The sequence below is a fragment of the Cryobacterium sp. TMT2-17-1 genome, from assembly GCF_004402765.1.
GTDB lineage: Bacteria > Actinomycetota > Actinomycetes > Actinomycetales > Microbacteriaceae > Cryobacterium > Cryobacterium sandaracinum.
This window is the reverse complement of sequence record NZ_SOGC01000046.1, coordinates 187277-207688: the sequence shown is the minus strand read 5'-3', so window position 1 is coordinate 207688 and position 20412 is coordinate 187277. Positions and strand designations below refer to the sequence as shown.

Below are 20412 nucleotides of genomic sequence, written 5' to 3'. Positions count from 1 at the left end.
AGTTTCTTTCCTTTGACAGTCAGAAACCTAGACAGGAAGCGGCGTGCGGCCGTTAAGGCGCTCCGAAACACCCACGGATACAGCAGGGGAGCCAAAATCTCCGTCGAATTCGTTCGGGTCGATCGCGTCCGCATCGGCGTCGGCTCGGCGTCCACATCGGCGGCGGCTCGGCGGCGGCTCGGCGTCGGCTCGGCGTCGGCTCGGCGTCGGCTCGGCGTCGGCTCGGCGGCGGCGGCAGCGGCGCGGCACCGGCACCGGCACCGGCACCGAGCATAATCGCCTCGGAACACTCCAATCCGCGGACCTTCAGCGCCCACGGTCATTGGGCACACTCATCTGGCCGGGGAGGGGTCAGTTGGTGAGGGACTAATTGAGGATGAAGAACTGGTCCGCGATCTCGACCCGGGAACCACGCGGCACCAGATAGCGCCGGCCGGGTTCGCAGCGCACCGCCACCGCATCCGGGCGACGGATGATGGTGCCATTGCCCGAGTACCGGTCACTGACCCAGAACTCGCCATCGTACTGGCCGAACTCGAGGTGGCTCTTCGACACCGAACGGCCGAGGTCGTTGATCTGCACCAGGATGTCGACGCGTTCGGTCGGCTGGGGCAGCGGCCGGCGACCGATCAGGCCGGTGCCGAGGGCCGAGATCGTCTCCCCCGTGCTGAACTGGAGCACGAACAGGGACGCGGTAGGGGCGGGGGCCGGGGCGGGTTCCGGAGCCTGGAGCGGCACTGGGCCGGGAGCATCGACCGGAGCCGACACAACCGGCACCACGACCGGCACCGACACAACCGGCACCACGACCGGCACCGACACAACCGGCACCGAGATCACGGAGCGCCGACGGAGCGGCAGGATGACCGTTGTGTCGCTGGGCCGCGGGTCCGGTCGCTTCCGGGTTAGCGGGGTGGCCGTGCTCGAGCTGCCGCATTCGCCGCAGAACATGGCGCCGACGGGAAGCTGCGCACCGCAGATCAGACAGTTCATGGGCGGGCTCCTCCCGGTGCAGGGCCGCTCCCGCTCGGGGCAGATCGGCGAACGGATGCCCCTCCAGCGTACCGACCCAGCGAACGCAACGACACGAGGGCCCGAAGCCGGTCGGTGCGCCTGCTCCCCGCGTTGAGCGAGCGACGCAGGTCGGTGACCGCGGTCCACACGTCCTCGGCGGCGGCATTGCCCGGCCGTTCCGGGGAGAACACGGCACGGTCAACGGCGACGGCCAGTGTCAGAGGTTCCGCTCCCGGCACCAGCGCGGCCACTTCCGTGCGGGTGGCCCCCACCGGAACATCGATGCCATGGTCCACGGCGGCGTCGGCGAATTCTCGCCAGCCGCCCCGAATCCGGTCGAGCGGTGTGGACCGGGTGCGGCGCAGTTGCCGCCTGCGCGCTTTGGCCAGGGCGATCAGCAGGAGGGGCGAGATCAGTACGCCGAGACCGAGGAGCGTCCAGGCGGCGATGGTCGCCGCGGCGAGCAGGAAGACCAGCAGCGGGTTGAGCGGTTCCGGCGGGTCGTCGCTGGTGCTTTCCGGCGGGGCTGGCTCGCGCAGTTCCACCGGGTCGGGGAGGGCCGGGGGCACAACCGACTGCGGCCGGGAAACAACCGACGGGTCATCGGGGGCCCGAGCCGGGATGTCCCGCACGGCCGGGTTCGGATCGATCGTGGCCCAGCCCTCGGTAGAGGAAACCTCAATCCACGCCGAGATGTCGGAACCGACGACGGGGACCGCCTCGGCCCCGGAGGCGGCCTCGGCGCCGGCGGCCGCCTGCGGCACGAAGCCGATGACGACCCGGGCCGGGAAGCCGAGCCGGCGCGCCATCAGGGCCGCGGCCACGGCGTACTGCTCGGCGTCGCCGAGCATGGGCTGGTCGGTGAACAGCTCGCTGATGCGGTCGGCGCCGTGCCCGGACCGGCTCGCCGGTTCGTCCGGAAGGATGCCGTGGCTGATGTAACCATCCGTTTTCAGGCCGTCGAGCATGGCCTGCAGCTGCACACCGGGCGGGTCGCCGGCTTGCACGTAGCGGGCGAGCGTCTGTTCGACCTCGTCCGGCAGAACAGCGGGCACAGGCAGCACGGCGCTGCCGGGTCGCAGGTCGGCCAGGCTGTCCGGTGACCGCGGGATGACGCCCACGCTCTGGTAACCATCGCCCCGGACCAGCCCGGTGAGCACCGCGGCCGTGCCGCTGTTGTCGTTGTAATAGAAGGAGTCGGAGCGCAGGATCCGGGTGGGGCCGTTGAACGTGATGCGTTCGAGCTGTCCGGCGCCGGGCACCCAGACGCCGGTGTAGCCCTCGACGGTCACCGTGAGGGTGGCCGGGTCGCCGTCGACCAGGGACTGGTCGAGACGGTCCGGCAGCCGGGTGAAGGAGCCGGACGCGCTGCTGACCTGGTCGCTGCCGACCGAGTAGACGATCCCGTCGTAGCTGTCCAGGGTGGCCAAGCGGAGGCGGCCGCCGCTCGGGAGGCCGGTCACCTCCAGGAGCACCGCATCCGCCCGCCCGGCCTGCAGGTAACCGCGGAATTCGCTCAGCGGGCTCGGGTAGGCCCGAGGGTCGAACGGCTGCTGCACCCGAGCGCGCAGCACGTCGCGCGGCACGTCGGCCGGCAGCACGACCGCGGCCCCGGTTCCCGCGGCGATCGCCACCGCCACGATCACGGCTGCGCTGACCAGCCCGCGGGCCGCCGCGAGCCGCCGGTCGGACGACGACGCCGTGCTGCGGCGGGATTGCTGCAGGGCGAGCCGCACGCCGGAACGGCGGCGCATCCAGCGAAACCAGAGCAGCCAGAACAAGAGCACGACAAAGAGGCCGAGACCGGTTCCGATCGGCATGGTCGCGACCGTCGGGCCCAGCACGATGCCGCTGACGAACAGGATGGCGGGGGCCAGTGTGCCGAGCTCGCCGACCGGGGCGCGGAGGGCGACCGACAGCCCGATCACGGTGCTGAGCAGCACCAGAATGAAGGCGGGCACGAGCAGCGCCTGATAGGAACCGACCGGAAGCACGATGGTGACGAGCTGTTTCCAGCTCAGCGCGGTCGCGGCGAGCAGGTCGAGCAGGCCGTCCGGGGTGGGCAGGATGCCGCGCACCGCCCGACCAGGAACGGCCAGTGGCACCCCGGCGAGTAGGTAGACCCCCACGGTGGAAAGCGCCACCAGCCAGGTGCCCCAGCGGAACAGCGCCCCCAGTATGGCGACGACGGTACCCAGCCCGAAGGTGACGCCGACCAGCACGATGAACTCGCGGCTCTGATAGACCGGCCAGAGCGAGGCGCTCGCGATCAGGGTCGCCAGGAGCAGCCCGACGGTGTTGCCGACGATGAAGCGCCAGTCCAGACGGATGCCGCGGACCGCCATCCCGCCTCGGCGCGCGCCGCCCCTCCTCACCCACCGCGCGCTCATGCCGCCTTCGTTCGGGCGAGACTGTGCTGCAGGTCGTCGAGGTAGCCGATGGTGAGCACGCTCAACTCGGCCACGCGGCGGAGGCTGGGGACGGTCTCCGGGGCGCAGATCACGGCGACCACGTCGACGCCGGCCGGAAAACGGCTGGCGGCCGTGCGCACCTGCGTGAGGGTGGTGGCCGACCCGCACACCAGGAAGGCCACCGAGATGCCGGCCACGGTGTCCGCTGCGGCCCTGGCCAGCTCGCTGACCGGCAGGGCGGCCAAGGAGCGTTCCACGCCGCTGAGATCGTCGAGCAGCCGGGTGCGGGTGAGGGTGCTCAGCGGACGGAGTCCCGGCATCCGTCGTCGGCTGGAGTCCGGCGGCACCGCACTGGCGACAACGGAGACCGTGCGCGCGTCGCGGATGGCCCGCACCCCCAGGCTGCCGGCGACGCTGACGGCCATCTCGAATTCGTCCTCGCCGGCATAATCGGACTGCGCCAGGCTGAGAGCGACCATGAGGTGGCTGCGGCGGGATTCCTCGAACTGGCGCACCATGTAGCGGCCGGTCTTCGCGGTGCTCTTCCAGTGGATGGTGCGCCGCTCATCCCCGGGCACGTATTCGCGCAGCGCGTGGAACGAGACGTCGCTGTTGGTCAGGTCACGGGTGGGATTGCCCTCAAGGTCGCGGATGAAGCCCGTGCTCATGCTCGGGATCGAGACCGTGCGCGGGTGCACGAACAGCGAGACCTGTTCGGCCCAGACGATCTCCCGGCGCAGTAGCCCGATCGGGTCGGCGCGCGCCGTCCGCACCGGACCGATCGGCATCACGCCGCGTCTGCGGGTCGGCACGATGAAGACGTCCGAAAAGTCCTCACCGCGGGCGAGGCTCGGCATCGAGAATTCGGCCAGCCCGGAGCCGACCCGCACCTCGACGCCCACGCCCGGCAGTCTCCGGCGGGTCGGGTTCCGCACGCTCACCTGGCCGGGCACCCGCTCCCCCACGACCACCCGATCCACGGGCAGGTGCAGGTTGATCTCGAACGCGTTCCGACCGATCAGGAAACAGGATGCCGCCACCAGGAGCACGAGCCCGGCCCAGCCGATCACGATCAGCTCGGTCCAGCCCAGCGCATAGCCGAACAGGAACGAGACCCCCACGACCGCCAGGACGGCCCAGCCGAGCGGGGTGACCACGGACAAGACCGCACGCAGGGCGCCAGCGACACGAGCACCGCATTCCCACCCGAACCGGACTCCCGCCGCGACGAAGTCGGCCAGCCGGCCGTCACCGGAGACTGCGACCGGCAGAGTAGCGGGCGGCGCGGGCGCGAGCAGCGCAGGCGCGGTAGCTGTGCCTGCGCCCGGACCCGGCACGATCTGCGTCACGCAGCCTGCCTGTCGCTGGGCGGCGGAGTCTCGATCAGCACCCGGGCGATCACACTGGAGGCGGTGACGCCGTCGAATTCGGCTTCGGGGTCGAGCACGAGCCGGTGCCCGAGCACGGCGTGAGCCAGCTCCTTGATGTCATCGGGCACCACGTAATGGCGGCCGTTCGCGGCGGCGAGGGTCTTCGCGGTGCGGATCAGCGCGAGCGCCCCGCGCACGCTGACGCCCAGACGTACCTCGGAGCTCGTGCGGGTGCCGTCGATCAGTCGCGCCACGTAATCGTTGATGGTGGCGTCGACGTAGACGGTGCGGGCCAGGGCGGCGAGTTCGACGACGGTCGCCGCGGACACCACCGGAGGCACGGTCACCTCGTGCGCGCGCTGCCCGGCACCTTCGAGGATGCGAATGGTCGAGGCGTGGTCCGGGTAGCCGATGGAGGCCTTCATGATGAATCGGTCCAACTGCGCCTCGGGTAGCCGGTATGTGCCGGCCTGCTCGATCGGGTTCTGGGTGGCGATCACCATAAACGGGGCCGCCACCGGGTGGGTGACGCCGTCGGCGGTGATCTGACCCTCCTCCATCACCTCGAGCAGCGCGGCCTGGGTCTTCGGGCTGGCCCGGTTGATCTCGTCGGCCAGAACGATGTTGGCGAAGACCGGCCCGCGGTGGAATTCGAACGCCCCGCTGCGCTGGTCGTAGATGCTCACCCCGGTGATGTCGCCCGGCAGCAGGTCGGGGGTGAACTGCACCCGGTTGCTGGTACCGCGCACGCTCTGTGCGATGGCGCGCGCGAGCGAGGTCTTGCCGGTGCCGGGCACATCCTCGAGCAGCAGGTGTCCGCCGCTGAGAAGCGCGGTGAACGACATCCGGATGACGTGGTGCTTGCCCAGCAGCACCTGCTCGACCCCGGTCACCAGTCGGTCGAAAACGTCGGCGAACTGGGCCGCCTGCTCCGCGGTCATCGTCATGGGGTGATCACTTTCGTTGGTTCACGGCGCATAGGTATAGGTCTGATTATTCACGGTCACCGCCAGAAGCACGGCACCGGCCGGCGGGGGCGGCGCGCCGGTGCCGAACCTGCAGGTGTTCGGGGAGTCGGCATCCCGCGGGGTCACCGTGGCGTCGCCGGGCACCGAGCAGCCGTAGGCGGCGGGAAGGCCGTTGTTCTGAGGCCCATTGGTCCAGCTGATGACTCCGGTGGCCGGGTCGTAGGCAAGCCCGGTCACGGTGAAGCTGACGGAGGCCTCGGGCGCGCTCAGCGTGCCCGACCACGGCCCGCACGACCCCCAGTCGGTACAGGCCGAAACCTGATAACGCACGATCTCACCGAACGGGAGACTCAGAAGTTCGCGCGGCCAGCCGGCCCCGCCGAAGACGACCTCGGATCTCGGAACGACCCCGCCGGAGCCGTCGACCGCGCGCAGCCGGTAGTCCCGGATGCCCGCACTCGGGTTGATCCCGTCGACGCGCAGATCCCAAGCATCGCCCCGCGCCGCCATGGTGCTCTGCACATCGGTGACAGGTCCGGGCGCCGGGCGCACGAGAACACTCGCCACCGCCGTCGGGGCGCAGCCGCCCTTGTTGTACCCCCAGACGGCGAAGTAGTAGCGGCCGTTGTCCGCGAGGAGGCTGTCGAACACGGTGCTGGTCGCGTCACCGCCGAGCGCCTTCTGCTGGGCGACGATGCCGCCCTCTGTCGGTGGCTGAAGCTCCCCCGACGCGGACACCGTGCACGCCTGCGCACCCGTCGGAACCTGATCTTCGCGCAGCCGCTGCACGAAGTAGCCGCCGATGAGGGCGCCGCGGCCGTCGAACCCGTCCCACGTCACGGTCACCGCTCCGGCGGCGTCGGCCGCGCTGGCCGTGATCGCGCCGGCGCGGGCCGGGCCGAACGGCGTCGCACTCCCCACCGCGCTGTTCCAACCGGCCAGGGCCGGGTAGGCGTCGTTGCGGGCGCTGACCGTAAAGGGAGTGTTCACGCCGTTGACGAGGCCCATCACGTCGACGGAGCAGGTTCCCGCCGCGCAACTCGATCCGGAAGCGCTGACCTCCTCCTGGACGGCGCCGTTCCGGGTCACCACATAGCCGCGAATCGCCGTCCCGCCGCCCACCGGGGCAACGGTGTTCCAGCGCAGGCGCAGCCCGCCGTCGAGCGGCTCCGCAACCAGGCCGGTCGGCGCGGTCGGCACCGAGTCGGACCAGACCCGATCGGACAGCACGGTCGCCTCGGACAGCCCGATCCCGTTCTGCGCGGCGACCGACACTCGCAGAGCATTGCCCTGGCCGTTGCCGGGCGTCGCGACCTGGCAGGAGGTCGCTGAGCAGAGCGAGTTGGACAGCACGGCCCCCGACGCGGCGTCGAGGAGGGAAATCTGATACCCGGTGATCGCCGAGTTGTTGAAGGCCCCGGCGTTGAACGAGAAGGACAGGCCCCGATCGAAGAAGCCGGTGACGCGCAGGCTGGACACCGGGTCAGGTTTGTCCTGCACCGAGATGCGCACGGTGCCCCAGGCGTAGCGGGCAGGGTCGTTCGTCGCGTCGGCCACCTGGTACTGCAGGGTCAGGTCGGTCGGCGCGGCGTCCGAGGCCACCCGGACCGACAGCCGGCTTCGGTCCGTGCTGGGCGTGATGCTCACCCCGGCCGGAACGGCGCCGCCGTCCAGGCCGCGCACCGCGAGCACGCGCAGCGGCACGGACGGGAAAGGATTGGTGGCGCCGTCGTTCGCGAGCACGTCGACGACGGTCGTGCGACCGCGGGGAGCGACCGCGGCATCCGTCACGGGGATGGCGACGGGTCGCATTGACGCGACCACGCGCAGGTCGACCCGGCCGGCTCGGCCCTCCTGAACGCCGTCGCGCACGCCGATCGTGATCGTGCTCCGCGCGCCCTTCGGGGTAGATTCCGTGGCGCGCAGGGTGAGCGTCTGCCCGTCGAGCGCGTAGCTGAAACCGGTCGGAAGCGGGTCGAGCACGGTGTACGCCAGCTCAGGTTGGTCGTTCGGATACGGGTAACTGGTGAGTCGGGTCAGGTCGATGACCTTCTCCTGGTCGGGCTCGAACTCGAGCACCGCTCCATTGAAACCGGGCGGCTGATTCTCGCGGGGCGTGACCTCGATGGGCAGCACGATGGTCGCCGTGCGCCCATCCGGGTCTTCAGGCCCCGAACCGTCGGTGACCTCAAACGAAATGGACGCCGGCCCGAAGTATTTGTCGGTGCTCGCGAACGCGAGGCTGGTGTCGTTCCGGGCCAGGTCGGCCCCGTCCGAATGCGTCGCCCGCACGAGGCTGCGGTCGGTGAGGCGCACCTTTTTTCCGCCGACCGCGACGACATAGTCGTTGATGTCGATGGAGAGCAGCGCCTCGCTCTGCACGGTCAGCGGCGGGGCACCGCGGCGCACCTGGGGTAGGGCGTCGTCGGTCCCGGGAACCCAGATGAACGCGTAGGACACGATGCTCGCGTCCTCCGGGTGCGTCACCGCGAACGGGATGATCTGGCTGGTCGAGCCCACCGTGACCCGGATGCGCCGGGCCGGCGTCACCTCGGCGATTCCCGAGAAACGCTCGGGCACCGTCAGAGCCAATGCGGTGGCCGGCCCTTCCGCGAAGAAGACGTTGGCCAGCACGTCGACGTCGACGGTCCGGGCCTCGAGCACGTCGGACAGCGGCACGTGAGTGTCGCGTGCATCCGGACGCGAGCGCGGGGCGTCCTCGCGGACCACGACCGTGAGGAAGGTGGAACTCGTTCCGCCCCGCACGTTCTGGATTTCATAGATGAAGCCGTAGCGGCCCGGTGTCACGGGTGAGGTCACGGCCACGGTGTCGCCGTCGACGACGGCGGTGCCCGAGTCGGCCTCGCCGCTCGCCTGGCCGCTCGCCTGGCCGCTCGCCTCCACGCCGGTGATGCTCAGGGTGCCGCCGTCGGGGTCGGAGTCGTTTTCGAGCACCCGCACGGCAATCGTGCTGCCGGGGCGCACCACGACTTCATCCGGAGTGGCGACCGGGTTGCGGGCGCCGTCGAGGCGCGGGCTGATCCCCACCCGCACGGTGCCGACGGCCCGGGCCCCGAGCGCGTCGACCACCGAGTAACTGAACGTGTCCGTGCCGGCCGAGTACTCCCCGGCCGTGTAGTCGAGCGAGTCCACGCCTGTGACCGTGACCGACCCCTTCTCCGGACTGGTCTCCTGGCCGACCAGTTGCACGGAGTCGCCGTCGGTGTCGATGCCGGACAGCGGGATCGGGATGCTCACCGTGTCCCCGGCGAGCACACGGGCCGTCACGGTTTTCGGCACGGGGGCGCTGTTCGAGGTGGGATCGGCTTCCCGCACCGCGATGCTGACCTCGGCGTTCGCGAACTGGCCGTCTGGGGCGTTCACTCGGTAGACGGCGGTGACGTTGCCGGCCGTGTCCGGCGCCAGGAACCGCAGCACCCGGCCCGAGACGAAGAGCAGACCGCCGCCAGCGGGCAGTTCGGTCGCGAGCTCCGGCGCCAGGGTGAGGGTGTCGCCCTCGGGATGCTCGTCATTCGCGAGCACGGGGATGTCGATGGCGTCGCCGACGCGCACGGAGATCGAGTCCGGCACGGCGATCGGGGCCTGCTTTTGGGCCGGCGGCGGGATCTCGATCACGGTCACCGTGCCCGCGGCGTCGGCGAGGCCGTTGCTGACCCGGTAGCCGAACACGGCCGTACCGCCCTCGAGGGGTTTGGTCAGGGTCACGCGCAGGATGCGCTGGTCGAGGATCTCGATTCGAAGCCCGCTGTCGGCGGGGACATCCGTGATGCCCGTCACCAGGAGTACCCCACCGGCCGGATCGGAGTCCGTGGCGAGCACGTCCACGAGGGTGGCCTGCTGGCCGCGGATGAATGCGGTGTGCGGCACGGTGACGGGGGCGCTGCTGGCGTCGGGCGCGGCCGTCACGTTAACGCGGATGCGCCCGGTGGCGGTGAGTTCGCCATCCGTCACCGCGTACTCGATCTCGTGCACCCCCACCACGCTGCTCTGCAACCGGAAGGTGCCGGCGTCGAAGTCCGCAGTGATGTTCACCTCGGGTTTGGCCGGCACGCTGCTCAGGCGCAGCGGCGCCGATCCACCGCGCACATGCTCCAGCGGCGACACGGTCGCCTCGCTGCCGGCGGTCGCAAGCACCACGAACGCCTCGGCGACGATGGGCACCGAGCCGCTCGGCCGCACCATCACCGAGAGCGCGCCGGCCCCGCCGGCACGGCCGTCGGAGACGGTGAGGCCCACCGTTTTCGCGCCCCCGCCCGCGCCGGCATCCGTGTAGACGACGGACCCGGCCGGCGTGAAGCTGACCTGGTCCGGTGCGGGCGCGGTCGCCGCCGCCAGATAGAACGGGTCGCCGTCCGGGTCGACCCAGTCGCCCAGCACCGCCGTGGTCACCCGTCCATTGGCGCGCACCGTGGTGTTCGTCGTGCGGGCCTGCACGGGTGCGGCGTTCTCCTCGGGGGAGCGCACCGCGACCGTGACCGTCGCCGAGGCGCTCCCGCCGCGCCCGTCGTCGATGATGTAGTCGAAGCTCAGTGATCCGGATGCCTCCGGCGTGAGGGTCAGCTGCACCTGCTGAGTGTCCGCCACGAGCTCGAGCCGCCCGGCCGACTCGGGCACGGGGGTGAGCGCCGAGATCACCAGCACGTCGCCGTTGGGGTCGAAGTCGTTGAGCAGTACGGGCAGGGTGACGGTGCGTCCCGGCCGGCCGCCGAAAGCGTCATCGACAGCGACGGGTGGCACCTGGGACTTCTCGAACTCCGGCGGGGTGTCGTCAGCCGCCTGCTCGACCTGCTGCTGATCGGGGTCGGTGTCGATCAGTTCGGCCCAGTTGTCGATCAGTTCGTTGCCCTGCTGCACTGCCCAGGTCGTGCCGTTGCGGGCGTCGTTCAGCACGAGTCCGGTTCCGTTCCGGCGGAAGGCCAGCCGGGCGTCCCCGGCGACGCCGGACAGGGTGGCGGTGGCGCCGTCGCTTCCGGTGCCGCCCTCCGCGCCGGCCGCCGCGCAGTCGCGCCAGACGGTGCCGTCCGACCAGGCGGCATGGGCGCAGTAGGCGTCCTGTACAGGCGCGGCGGCGTCCCCGCTCCGGCCGGTGACGAGCGGAGTCAGGCGTCCGCCGGCACGGGGCACCGCAATGAGCCCCTCACGGTGGGCGATGAGAACGCGGTCGCCCGTCACGCTCGGCTCCGACAGGACGGGCTCATCCCCGGAACGGATGCTCCCGGACAGGTCTTCAACCCCCTCCGCCTGGAACAGTCGCCGGCTCGAGGCGTTGAGCAGCGCCCACCGGCCGTCGACGCTGGTCAGCTGGTAGCGGTCATCCTTTTCGCCGGCCGTGAGCGTGACCGTACTGGTAATGGTGTCCGCGGTGAGCAGGTCGACCTGGGAGAGTTCCCCCGTCGCCGGCGTGAAGGCGAACAGCACGCCGGCCTCGTCGAGGCTGACCACGGAGCCGGCACCGAAGGCCAGCGTCGGCTCGGTGGTGCTGTCGAACTCGGACAGCTGGCTCGCGGCCACGCTCCAGACGTCGCCGTTCGCGGTGACCACCGCCCGGTCGCCGGCCAAGAAGACCGAAGCAGCGTCCGGCGGCAGGGCCACGCTGTCGGCCACCTCCGCGGTCGCGGGGTCGAGGATGTCGAGGGCGCTGTTGCCACGGTCCAGCACCAGCACGGTGGCGCCCCGTTGCACCACGTCGAGGCTGGTGCTTCCGGCGCTGACCACCGTGTTCAGTTCGAAGACGGCCGTATTCGCTCGCCCGACGACCTGGCGCGCCTCGTTACTCACCCAGACGGCCGCGTCTCCGAGGTCGAGGCGCTGCGCGGTGTATCCACCGGAGGCGATGGCCACGGTGGCAATGACGGCCACGACCACGGTGCCGCTGAGCGCGGTGGCGAAGAGCGAGCGGTGGCGGGCGAGCCAGCGACGGATCACCCGGCGCCGCCGGACGCGCCCGGAAGGCCGGTGTCGACGCATTTTTCCCCGCTCGGAGCGCCGAGCTTGCCGTCCCGGTTGACCGTGACGGTCACACAGACCCGAGATTGTCCCTGCGGGTCGACCCGGAATTCCGTTCCCCGCTGGATGCTGCTCTGACCGCTGCGCAGGGTCACCACGAAGGTGTCGCCGTCCCGGACCCCGGGGTCGGCCCAGCTGAACACGATGGTTCCAGAGCGGAGCGCGCCATCCACATCACTGACCAGAGGGATGTCGGTGCCGGCCTGGGTCACCAGCACGGTCGCCGCCGTGGTCGCGAGTCCCACGATGATCACCGCCGCAGACACGAGTCCCCATACCGTAAGCGTGCGCCTCCGCTTCTTGGGCCGGGTGGTCACAGTGTCCCCCTGCGGGCCGGTGGTCAGCTGCCCGGTACTCAGCAGTGCCGAGGTCGCCGAGCGCGCGCCGAGGCCGGTTGGCGACGCCTTCCGGCGGCGGCGGCCGGCGTAGGCGTCGACTGAGTTGATGCCCGTGATCCGGGTCCGGTCCTCCTGGTCGGCGGGGGCAGCGACGGCCCAGCCGTCCTGCTCCACCTCGAGGGGCGTCTGCGCGAGACCGAGTTCGGCCTCCACCGATTGAAGCTCTCGGATGAGTTCCAGCACGCTCGGCTGCCGCAGTTCCGGCCGCCGCGACATCGAGCGATTCAGGATGGCGCCGAGCCGGGCCGGCACGTCGGCGCGGTCGAGCGGCGGCACGCGGGCCTTGTTGATGCGGGCCATCATCTGGGCCGAACCGTTCTCGGTACCGGCCACTTCGAACGGGGACATACCGGCCAGGAGCGAGTAGAGGGTGGCGCCGAGCGACCACACCTCCGAGGCGACCGACCCGGAGATCTCGCCGAGCAGCACCTCAGGGGCCGACCACGGAATGGAGAGCCCGATGGCGTCGCTCCTCTCGGCCTCGCCGAGGGTGGCAGCGATCCCGAAGTCCGACAGCACCGGGTGCCCATACGCGGTGACCAGGATGTTGGACGGCTTCAGGTCCCGGTGGAGCACCCCGGACCGGTGCGCGGTCTCGACAGCGCTCGCTATCTTCACACCGATCCGCAGGGTATCCGGCACCGAGAGCGGTTCAAAGCGGTAGCGCTGGCTGAGGGTCGAGGAGCAGTACTCCATGACGAGATACGGTCGTCCGTCCGCGGAGACACTCGCCTGGAAAACCGTGAGAATCGACGGATGCGAGCTCAGCTGGGCCATCAGGTTGGCCTCGGCCTGGAATAGCTGGCGCACGTGATCGTTGACGATCTCGGACAGGAGTACCTTGACCGCGACCTGGCGCCTGGGCATGTTCTGCTCGTAGAGGAACACGTCGGCGAAACCGCCGGATCCGAGCGGACGGAGATAGGAGAATCCCGGCAGGTTCGGCGGCGTGGAGGGTAAGCGCCGTGCCATGTCGCCTCCCGGTGTCATCATCAGTGCGGGTCGTGCGTGAGTAGGCGCATATCGACCGGGTGACTCGACAGGCGCTCCCTAATTTTAGGTGTCTCGCTGCCGGACGGGCGGTAGAAAGCTACCCCAACTCTGGGGGTACGACATCGCCGACGGTGATCACGTCGAGCACGATCACCGTGACGTTGTCGCGGCCACCGTTGTCGAGCGCGGCTTCCAAGAGAGCCCTGGCCGCGTCATCCGCCCGCGGGTTGGAGATCAAGAAATGACGGATGCCGTACGCCGTCAGCTCCTTGGTCAGGCCGTCGGAGCAGATCAGGAGCCGCATCCCGGCCTGCAGGGGGCGGATGCGATAGTCGGGCACGGGCGGTTCGTGGAAGCCCACGGCGCGGGTGACGATGTTGCCGTGCGGGTGCACATCCGCTTCGTCCCTGGTGATCCGGCCCGCGTCCACGAGTTCCTGGACCACGGAGTGGTCGGTGGTAACCTGCTCCAGCACGCCGGAGGTGAGCTGGTACACCCGGGAGTCGCCGATGTTGAACACGATCCACTGCGGCTCGCCGGAGACGACGGCCAGCGCGGCGCCCGTCACGGTCGTTCCGGTGCCAAGGTCGGTCACACCCTCGCCCGAGGCCATGTCGACGACGGAACGGCTGAGCGCGTCGTTGATCGCCTCCGCTTCGACGTGGTCCGTTCCGGCGAGCTCGGCCAGCCGGGTCACGACGGCGGCGCTGGCGACGTCGCCGGCGGAGTGACCGCCCATGCCGTCGGCGACCGCGAAGACGGGAATTTCGGCGACGAGGCTGTCTTCGTTGATCTGGCGGCGGTGCCCGGTGTCGGTGATCGCCGCCCAGGCCAGCGTCACGGTTTTCTGCACCGATGGAAGTACGACGATGGAACCGGTTGAGCCTTGACCAATCTGGGTCACGGTTGTGCCTTCCGAAATTGCCGTGCGATTACTGACCGGGCGTGTTGCCGGCTGCGGGGAGGATCTCGATGATATTACCGTCCCCTAAGTGCACCGTCGTACCGGGCAGCACTGCGAGCGATTGGCCGGAATGGAGCCGTTGCCTGCGCCCGCGTGGCGGAGCCACCACGGTGCCGTTCGTGGAACCGAGGTCGGTGACAACGACAGAGCCGCCCTCCTGTCGTATTTCCACGTGGGTTCCGGAGACGGCGGAGGTGGGCGAGGCAACCTCGATCAGCCGCACCGGCGCGGTGGCACTGATGCGCGGCGCTTGCGGTCGGCGACCGAGCCGGCAGGGAAGGTCCAGCGGGATCTCCTCCCCGTTCGGCAGCCGGAACGCAAAGCGAGCCTCGGCGGCCCGGGCCCGTGCGCCGGCCGCAGGCCCGGGCTGCCCGGGCGCCCGGACGTCGGAGATCAGGGTGTCGGCCCCGGCCGGGCGGGCGAGAACGGTGTCGGCGTCCGCCGCGCGGCCCGCAGAGCCGGAGCGCACGATCGTGGCATCGTCGGCAGGTGAATCGTCAGTCAGCGCAGCGTCGGCCTGCGCTGCGTCGGCCTGCGCAGCGTCGGCCTGCGCTGCCTCGGATTGGCTGTGCTCTGCCAACGACCAGAACAGGGTGTTCGCGAACACGGATCCGAGCCCGAATGGTCGGCCGGAGTCGAGGGCGCGCGAGGAGGCCACGGGTCGCCCGGTGGAACCCACCGTGAGACCGGTCACGGCCCGGAAGTCGGCCAGCAGCCAGGGGCGAATGCTGGCGTCCGAGAACCGGCGCGACCCACCGACCGAGTACACGTCGACCGCGACTTCGCCGCGAAGGACCACGGAGACGGGGATGCCGTCTTCGTCCGTGGGAGCGCGCTGAATGATCACCGCAAAATGCTCGACGGCGTGCTCGCCACCGAGTGGCAACAGGGCGACGAGCTCTTCGGCTTCGACGTGGGGTGCCGTCACCAGCGCGGCCAGGGTCAGGGTGATGCCCGACGGGGTGCCGGCGGGCAGGGCGGCGATGAAGCCGCGCCCCACGACGAAGATCCAGGCGGCTTCGGTGCCGAGACCGGTTTCGTATCCGACGCGCCCCACGGGAATGGTGCCTTTCCGTTACGTTGACGATCAATATTCGGACGCCGATTCAGTGGCCGATCAGGTCGGTGGCCGATGTATGACATGGCGTGCGTGATTTGCGCGTAGTCCGCGAACTCGTACATCGACAGGTCTTTACCGTAGCCGGAGTGCGTGAGTCCGCCGTGCGGCATCTCCGCGACGAGGCCATTGCTCCCGCCGCCGACACAATCGAGCAGTGGGCCGCGGCGCGGGATGAACGTCCGTTCCGGCCACCACGTCGATCCGAACCGAGCCGAGGATCAACTCCGTCCCGAACGAATTCGACGGAGATTCTGGCTGGATCGGCCCTGAACCCGCCAAAGCAGCTGGTTATAACCAAAATCTCCGTCGAATTGGTTATCCACGGTGGCCGCCGTTGACGAAATTGCGAAGGTCGCGAGCGCTCACGGGACTCCCGAGTGGTTCGATGAGCCGGCGGAACCTCCCCATTAGCGACCATCCCAGCGGCGGGAACCGAGCCTGAACCAGGCAAACTCCCAAGGATTCCGTTGTGTTTGACGTGAATTGCTTCGGAATCGCTTGCCTGAGGTCACTCCCGCTGGCATACTCGCTGGATGAGCGTAAACGGGCGCAATGCGGGCAGGCCGGCAGCACTGGATGAGGTCTCGAAGAAGATCATCGAGCAGCTCCAGAACGACGGCCGACGCTCGTATGCCGAAATCGGCAAGGCGGTGGGCCTGAGCGAGGCCGCAGTGCGGCAGCGCGTGCAGAAATTGACGGATGCCGGCGTCATGCAGGTCGTCGCCGTCACCGACCCGATGCAGCTGGGCTTCTACCGCCAGGCCATGATCGGCATCCGCGCGACCGGGGACACTCGACTGCTCGCGGACCGGCTGTCCGCCATTCCGGCCGTAGACTACGTCGTCCTGACGGCCGGATCCTTCGACCTGCTGGTCGAAGTTGTCTGCGAGGACGACGACGAGCTGATCGACCTCCTCAATTCACAGATCCGTGGTCTCGAGGGCGTCAGCTCCACCGAGACCTTCGTTTATCTCAAACTCCACAAGCAGTTCTACAACTGGGGAACACGGTAAAAAAATGACAATCACATTAGCCACCACCGACTCCGCCGCGCCCGTCACCGCAGTCGCCGCCGAAGTTGCCACCGACAGCACCGGCGACACCACAGCCGAGGCGTCGGCCACACCCCGCGTCTACACGGATGCAGAGAACGCCACCCTGCAGCAGAAGGCGAAAGACCACCTCTGGATGCACTTCTCGCGCCAGTCCGTGCTCGAAAGCGGCCACGGCGTGCCGATCATCACCAAGGGTGTCGGCCACCACATCTGGGACTCGAACGGCAAGAAGTACATCGACGGCCTGAGCGGGCTGTTCACCGTCAATGCCGGCCACGGCCGCAAGCGGCTCGCCCAGGTGGCGGCGAAGCAGGCCGAGGAACTCGCGTTCTTCCCAATCTGGTCCTACGCCCACCCGAGCGCCATCGAACTAGCCGATCGTCTGGCCGCAAACGCGCCCGGCGACCTCAACCGGGTCTTCTACTCGACCGGAGGCGGCGAGGCCGTGGAGACCGCCTTCAAGCTGGCCAAGTACTACTGGAAGCTGCAGGGTCGCCCCACCAAGCACAAGGTCATCTCCCGCAACGTGGCCTACCACGGCACCCCGCAGGGCGCCTTGGCCATTACGGGCATCCCGGCCATGAAGGAAATGTTCGAACCGGTCACCCCCGGCGGATTCCGCGTCCCGAACACCAACTTCTACCGCGCCGACGAGCTGGGTTCCGGGCTCGGTGACGACGTGGAGAAGTTTGGCCTGTGGGCCGCCAACCGCATCGAAGAGATGATTCAGTTCGAGGGCCCGGAGACCGTGGCCGCGGTGTTCCTGGAACCCGTGCAGAACTCTGGTGGCTGCTTCCCGCCGCCCCCCGGCTACTTCAAGCGGGTGCGCGAGATCTGCGACCAGTACGACGTGCTGCTGGTGGCCGACGAGGTCATCACCGCTTTCGGACGCATCGGCAACATGTTCGCATCCACGACCTTCGGGATCGAGCCGGACATGATCACCTGCGCGAAGGGCATGACCAGCGGCTACTCCCCGATCGGCGCCACCATTATCAGCGACCGCATCTACGAGCCCTTCAAGCACGGTGACACGACCTTTTATCACGGTTACACTTTCGGTGGCCACCCGGTTTCCGCGGCCGTGGCCATGGCCAACCTCGACATCTTCGAGGAGGAAAAGCTCAACGAGAACGTGCGTGAGAACTCGCCACTTTTCCGGGCCGAGCTCGAGAAGCTGCTCGCCCTGCCGATCGTGGGCGACGTGCGCGGCGAGGGCTACTTCTTCGGAATCGAGCTGGTGAAGGACAAGGTCACCAAGGAGACCTTCAACGACGCCGAGTCTGAGCGCCTGCTGCGCGGCTACCTTTCCAAGGCGTTGTTCGAGGCCGGGCTGTACTGCCGTGCCGACGACCGCGGAGACCCCGTCGTGCAGCTCGCTCCCCCGCTGACCATCGGCCCGGCCGAATTCAGCGAGATCGGCGACATCCTGTACGGCGTGCTGTCGGAGGCGCCCAAGTACCTGTAGCCGCTATGGCCAACCGGATGCCTGAAGCCGGTTACCTGCCGCCGGAAGTCCGATAGCGGCATTCCGCTCAGGCGTTTTCGGGTTCGTCCGGAGGGACCGCAAACGCCCAGTCTGGTAGGTGCCCCGAACCGAAAACGGTGTGGAGCAACTCAGCCATGCCGTACTGCCGGTCAATGGCGAGTGCCTGGTCGACGAAGATTCCGGCGACCGACCCGCGCCCCATCGCCCACGACAGCCAGGCCAGCATGCACAGCGGCGCCGGTCTGGCCGTGCGCGGCGCCAGAGCGACCAGCACCTTCAGCAGTCGGATCGCCGGCTCGATGCGTTCGGGGTCGGGGCGCTCCCGGCCGAGCCCGAGCATAAGGTCGCTCGTGACCCGGGAGTGCGGACTGTCGAGTCCGTCGGACTGCTCCTCAGCGATGATGTCGTCCAGGCTCCGCCCCGTGGCTCGCTGCAGGATGGCATACCGCAGGTTGAGGCAGTGCGTGTTGCGGCCGACCGTCTCTCCGAAGGCGAATTGCAGCATCATCTGGTCCCGGCAGGCCGGCCCCTGCATCAGGAACAGCAACGCGGCCGCGTCGTCAAGCCCCAGGTTCTGCGGGTCAAAACCGAGCGCCGCCTCCGCGGCCACCACCGGGTCGAGGATGTCACCGGCCAGCTCAAGCAGTTCGGGCATTGTGCCTGCCTGGCCGCCGAGGCGTTGATAGCGCGCCAGCCGGCGGCCGAGCCGCTCTCTCATCGACGGGTCGACCACCGGCAAGTCCGCGCGACTCTGCAGCGTCGCGAGGTCGCGGCGAACCTCGTCGGGGATGGCCCGGTGCACCTCGGAGGCGGCGATCGCGCGGAGCGGATGCCCGCCGGCCGGGCAGTCCGGGTCGAAGTACGAGCCCCACCCGTCGGCGGCCACGCACAGGGCGTCCCGAAGCAGGAAACCGGAGAGCCGGGCGCGAGCGCACAGCACCTCGACGAAGCGTTCCTGCGGCAGGCCGGCCACAGCCACGATGTTCTCGTCGCTGTAGACGACGGGCACCAGCGCGTCGACGTCCGGGATCTTGCAGAGCGTTCCCACGAGCGTGGTGGCGATGCGCTTGAGCACCTTCTCCGGTGCCGCAGGGTCGGGCAGGTTGAACCGCATCGCCCCGCAGGTACGGTTGCCACGGAAGGCGACGAGCACCAGGCTCTTCTCGGGCAAGAACCCGGCGAGCTGCGGCACGAGCGCGAGGAAGTCATGTGCTTCCCTGGTCTTGACGATTGTCCTATTCATGGGTCCACCCTCTCCGGAGCCGCCTCCACCTCCCGATCCAAGCCGGGTCGGTGCACGACTCGGCGGATTCACATTCTGGGGAGGACTGGCCACGTACTCTGGTTCAGACGGATGCGGCCGGTGGGCAAGCGCACGACACCGACAACAGGACGAGGTTCACGGATGGCATTCTCAATTTTTCTGGATGTGTTGCTGCTGGTCGTGCTGTTCGGCTACCTGATTTCCGGATACCGCAACGGCCTCATCGGCAGCATCGCCGGAATCGCCGGACTCGCGGCGGGTGCCGTCGCCGCCTACTTTCTGGTGCCGCTCGTGGGCACCTGGGTTCCCGCCGCGGAGTGGCGCACGGCCGCGACCCTCGCGGCCGCAGCTGTTCTGCTGATCGGCGGCCTCTCGCTCGGACGCTCCATCGGCAGGATCCTGACTCCCCAGGGCACTCGCAACAAGCTCCGGGTCGTCGACCGCGTGCTCGGCGCCGGCGCAGCCGTCGCGGTGTCGGCCCTCGTGGTCTCGATGATCGCCTTCAGCGTCGGTGCCCTCGGGGTCCCCGTGGTGTCGTCGGCGGTGAGCTCGTCGAGCGTGATCCGCTCGATCGACTCCCTGACCCCGGACCAGGTGAAGAGCTTCCTGGCCCAACTGCGCTCCATCGTGGTGACCGAGGGCATCCCGCGTGTCGTGGAGGCCTTCAACGGCGAGGCCCCGGTCGTGCCGAGCGTGGGCACCGACAGCGACGCCCTGCGCGCGGCGAGCGCGTCGGTGATGAAGATCAGCGGCACCGCCTATGCGTGCGGGCAGAACCAGTCCGGCAGCGGTTTCGTGGTCGCTCCGGAACGGGTACTCACCAACGCTCACGTCGTCGCCGGGGTGGAGGAGCCCGTCGTCGTCACGCCCGACGGCAGGTCCCGTTCGGGTCAGATCGTCTACTTCGACCCGATCGTGGACCTCGCCGTGATCGCAGTGTCGGGGCTCGATGCTCCCCCGCTCTCAATTGGCGACAATCTTCCCCCGGGCAGCCTTGCGGTGAGCAGCGGCTATCCCTTCGGCGGGCCATTCGAATCGGCGCCGGCCGAGGTCGTCGCCGTGGCCCCGGCCCTGGTAGCCGACATCTACGGGCAGGACCCGTCCTCCCGGCAGATCTACACGCTGGCTGCCGACGTCGACCACGGCGAATCGGGCGGCCCCTTGCTCAGCGAGGCCGGTATCGTAACGGGCGTCATCTTCGCGAAGTCGACCACCACCGAGAACCTCGGTTACGCCCTCGCCATGGAGGAAGTCGACCCGGTCGTAGAGCAGGCCGCCACGCTCGGCTCCCCGATCTCGTCCGGCACCTGCATCAGTGGCTAACTGAGTGAGTCCTCGT

At 69.2% G+C, this 20412-nt stretch carries 12 protein-coding genes; 3 read left to right on the top strand and 9 right to left on the bottom strand.

The window, feature by feature from the left end; translation table 11 throughout:
• Positions 1 to 366: 366 nt before the first annotated feature.
• The 8 genes from E3O47_RS14095 to E3O47_RS14060 all read right to left on the bottom strand — a co-directional run bounded on the left by E3O47_RS14095 (position 367) and on the right by E3O47_RS14060 (position 15202).
• The gene (locus E3O47_RS14095) at positions 367 to 993 is read right to left on the bottom strand and encodes an FHA domain-containing protein (protein ID WP_134420956.1); all 627 of its coding nucleotides are present in this window, start codon (positions 991 to 993) and stop codon (positions 367 to 369) included.
• The gene (locus E3O47_RS14090; RefSeq protein ID WP_233191180.1) at positions 990 to 3404 is read right to left on the bottom strand and encodes a transglutaminase-like domain-containing protein; all 2415 of its coding nucleotides are present in this window, start codon (positions 3402 to 3404) and stop codon (positions 990 to 992) included. The genes E3O47_RS14095 and E3O47_RS14090 overlap by 4 nt, the downstream gene beginning before the upstream one ends.
• Positions 3401 to 4774, bottom strand: coding sequence for a DUF58 domain-containing protein (locus E3O47_RS14085; RefSeq protein ID WP_233191182.1), 1374 nt, complete (start codon positions 4772 to 4774; stop codon positions 3401 to 3403). Before E3O47_RS14085 ends, E3O47_RS14090 begins: the two co-directional genes overlap by 4 nt.
• Positions 4771 to 5742, bottom strand: coding sequence for a MoxR family ATPase (locus tag E3O47_RS14080; RefSeq protein WP_104099631.1), 972 nt, complete (start codon positions 5740 to 5742; stop codon positions 4771 to 4773). The genes E3O47_RS14085 and E3O47_RS14080 overlap by 4 nt, the downstream gene beginning before the upstream one ends.
• A 21-nt stretch (positions 5743 to 5763) precedes the next feature.
• Positions 5764 to 11709 carry an Ig-like domain-containing protein gene (locus E3O47_RS14075; RefSeq protein WP_104099632.1) on the bottom strand — a complete coding sequence of 1982 codons (5946 nt, stop codon included), beginning with the start codon at positions 11707 to 11709 and terminating at the stop codon, positions 5764 to 5766.
• The gene (locus E3O47_RS14070) at positions 11706 to 13160 is read right to left on the bottom strand and encodes a serine/threonine-protein kinase (protein ID WP_134343316.1); all 1455 of its coding nucleotides are present in this window, start codon (positions 13158 to 13160) and stop codon (positions 11706 to 11708) included. The genes E3O47_RS14075 and E3O47_RS14070 overlap by 4 nt, the downstream gene beginning before the upstream one ends.
• A 118-nt stretch (positions 13161 to 13278) precedes the next feature.
• Positions 13279 to 14076 carry a protein phosphatase 2C domain-containing protein gene (locus tag E3O47_RS14065; protein WP_233191185.1) on the bottom strand — a complete coding sequence of 266 codons (798 nt, stop codon included), beginning with the start codon at positions 14074 to 14076 and terminating at the stop codon, positions 13279 to 13281.
• A 37-nt stretch (positions 14077 to 14113) separates the two neighbouring features.
• Positions 14114 to 15202, bottom strand: coding sequence for an FHA domain-containing protein (locus E3O47_RS14060; protein ID WP_166785405.1), 1089 nt, complete (start codon positions 15200 to 15202; stop codon positions 14114 to 14116).
• Positions 15203 to 15798: 596 nt separating this feature from the next.
• On the opposite strand from E3O47_RS14060, the gene E3O47_RS14055 reads away from it, so the two are divergent.
• Positions 15799 to 16278, top strand: a complete 480-nt coding sequence (locus E3O47_RS14055) for an Lrp/AsnC family transcriptional regulator (protein WP_104099637.1) — start codon at positions 15799 to 15801, stop codon at positions 16276 to 16278.
• A 4-nt stretch (positions 16279 to 16282) separates the two neighbouring features.
• Positions 16283 to 17788 carry an aspartate aminotransferase family protein gene (locus tag E3O47_RS14050; RefSeq protein WP_134401955.1) on the top strand — a complete coding sequence of 502 codons (1506 nt, stop codon included), beginning with the start codon at positions 16283 to 16285 and terminating at the stop codon, positions 17786 to 17788.
• Positions 17789 to 17855: 67 nt separating this feature from the next.
• Here E3O47_RS14050 and E3O47_RS14045 read toward each other — a convergent pair whose 3' ends face one another.
• The gene (locus tag E3O47_RS14045; protein WP_134375053.1) at positions 17856 to 19052 is read right to left on the bottom strand and encodes a DUF4192 domain-containing protein; all 1197 of its coding nucleotides are present in this window, start codon (positions 19050 to 19052) and stop codon (positions 17856 to 17858) included.
• A gap of 162 nt (positions 19053 to 19214) precedes the next feature.
• Between E3O47_RS14045 and E3O47_RS14040 the strand changes: the two genes are divergently transcribed.
• Positions 19215 to 20396 carry a MarP family serine protease gene (locus tag E3O47_RS14040; RefSeq protein WP_134401954.1) on the top strand — a complete coding sequence of 394 codons (1182 nt, stop codon included), beginning with the start codon at positions 19215 to 19217 and terminating at the stop codon, positions 20394 to 20396.
• The last annotated feature ends 16 nt before the right edge of the window (positions 20397 to 20412 follow it).

Bases quoted from the DNA above. Each gene is read 5' to 3' on its own strand.
- E3O47_RS14095 (WP_134420956.1), bottom strand. From the start codon at position 993: ATGAACTGTCTGATCTGCGGTGCGCAGCTTCCCGTCGGCGCCATGTTC.
- E3O47_RS14090 (WP_233191180.1), bottom strand. From the start codon at position 3,404: ATGAGCGCGCGGTGGGTGAGGAGGGGCGGCGCGCGCCGAGGCGGGATG.
- E3O47_RS14080 (WP_104099631.1), bottom strand. From the start codon at position 5,742: ATGACGATGACCGCGGAGCAGGCGGCCCAGTTCGCCGACGTTTTCGAC.
- E3O47_RS14070 (WP_134343316.1), bottom strand. From the start codon at position 13,160: ATGGCACGGCGCTTACCCTCCACGCCGCCGAACCTGCCGGGATTCTCC.
- E3O47_RS14055 (WP_104099637.1), top strand. From the start codon at position 15,799: ATGAGCGTAAACGGGCGCAATGCGGGCAGGCCGGCAGCACTGGATGAG.
- E3O47_RS14050 (WP_134401955.1), top strand. From the start codon at position 16,283: ATGACAATCACATTAGCCACCACCGACTCCGCCGCGCCCGTCACCGCA.
- E3O47_RS14045 (WP_134375053.1), bottom strand. From the start codon at position 19,052: ATGAATAGGACAATCGTCAAGACCAGGGAAGCACATGACTTCCTCGCG.
- E3O47_RS14040 (WP_134401954.1), top strand. From the start codon at position 19,215: ATGGCATTCTCAATTTTTCTGGATGTGTTGCTGCTGGTCGTGCTGTTC.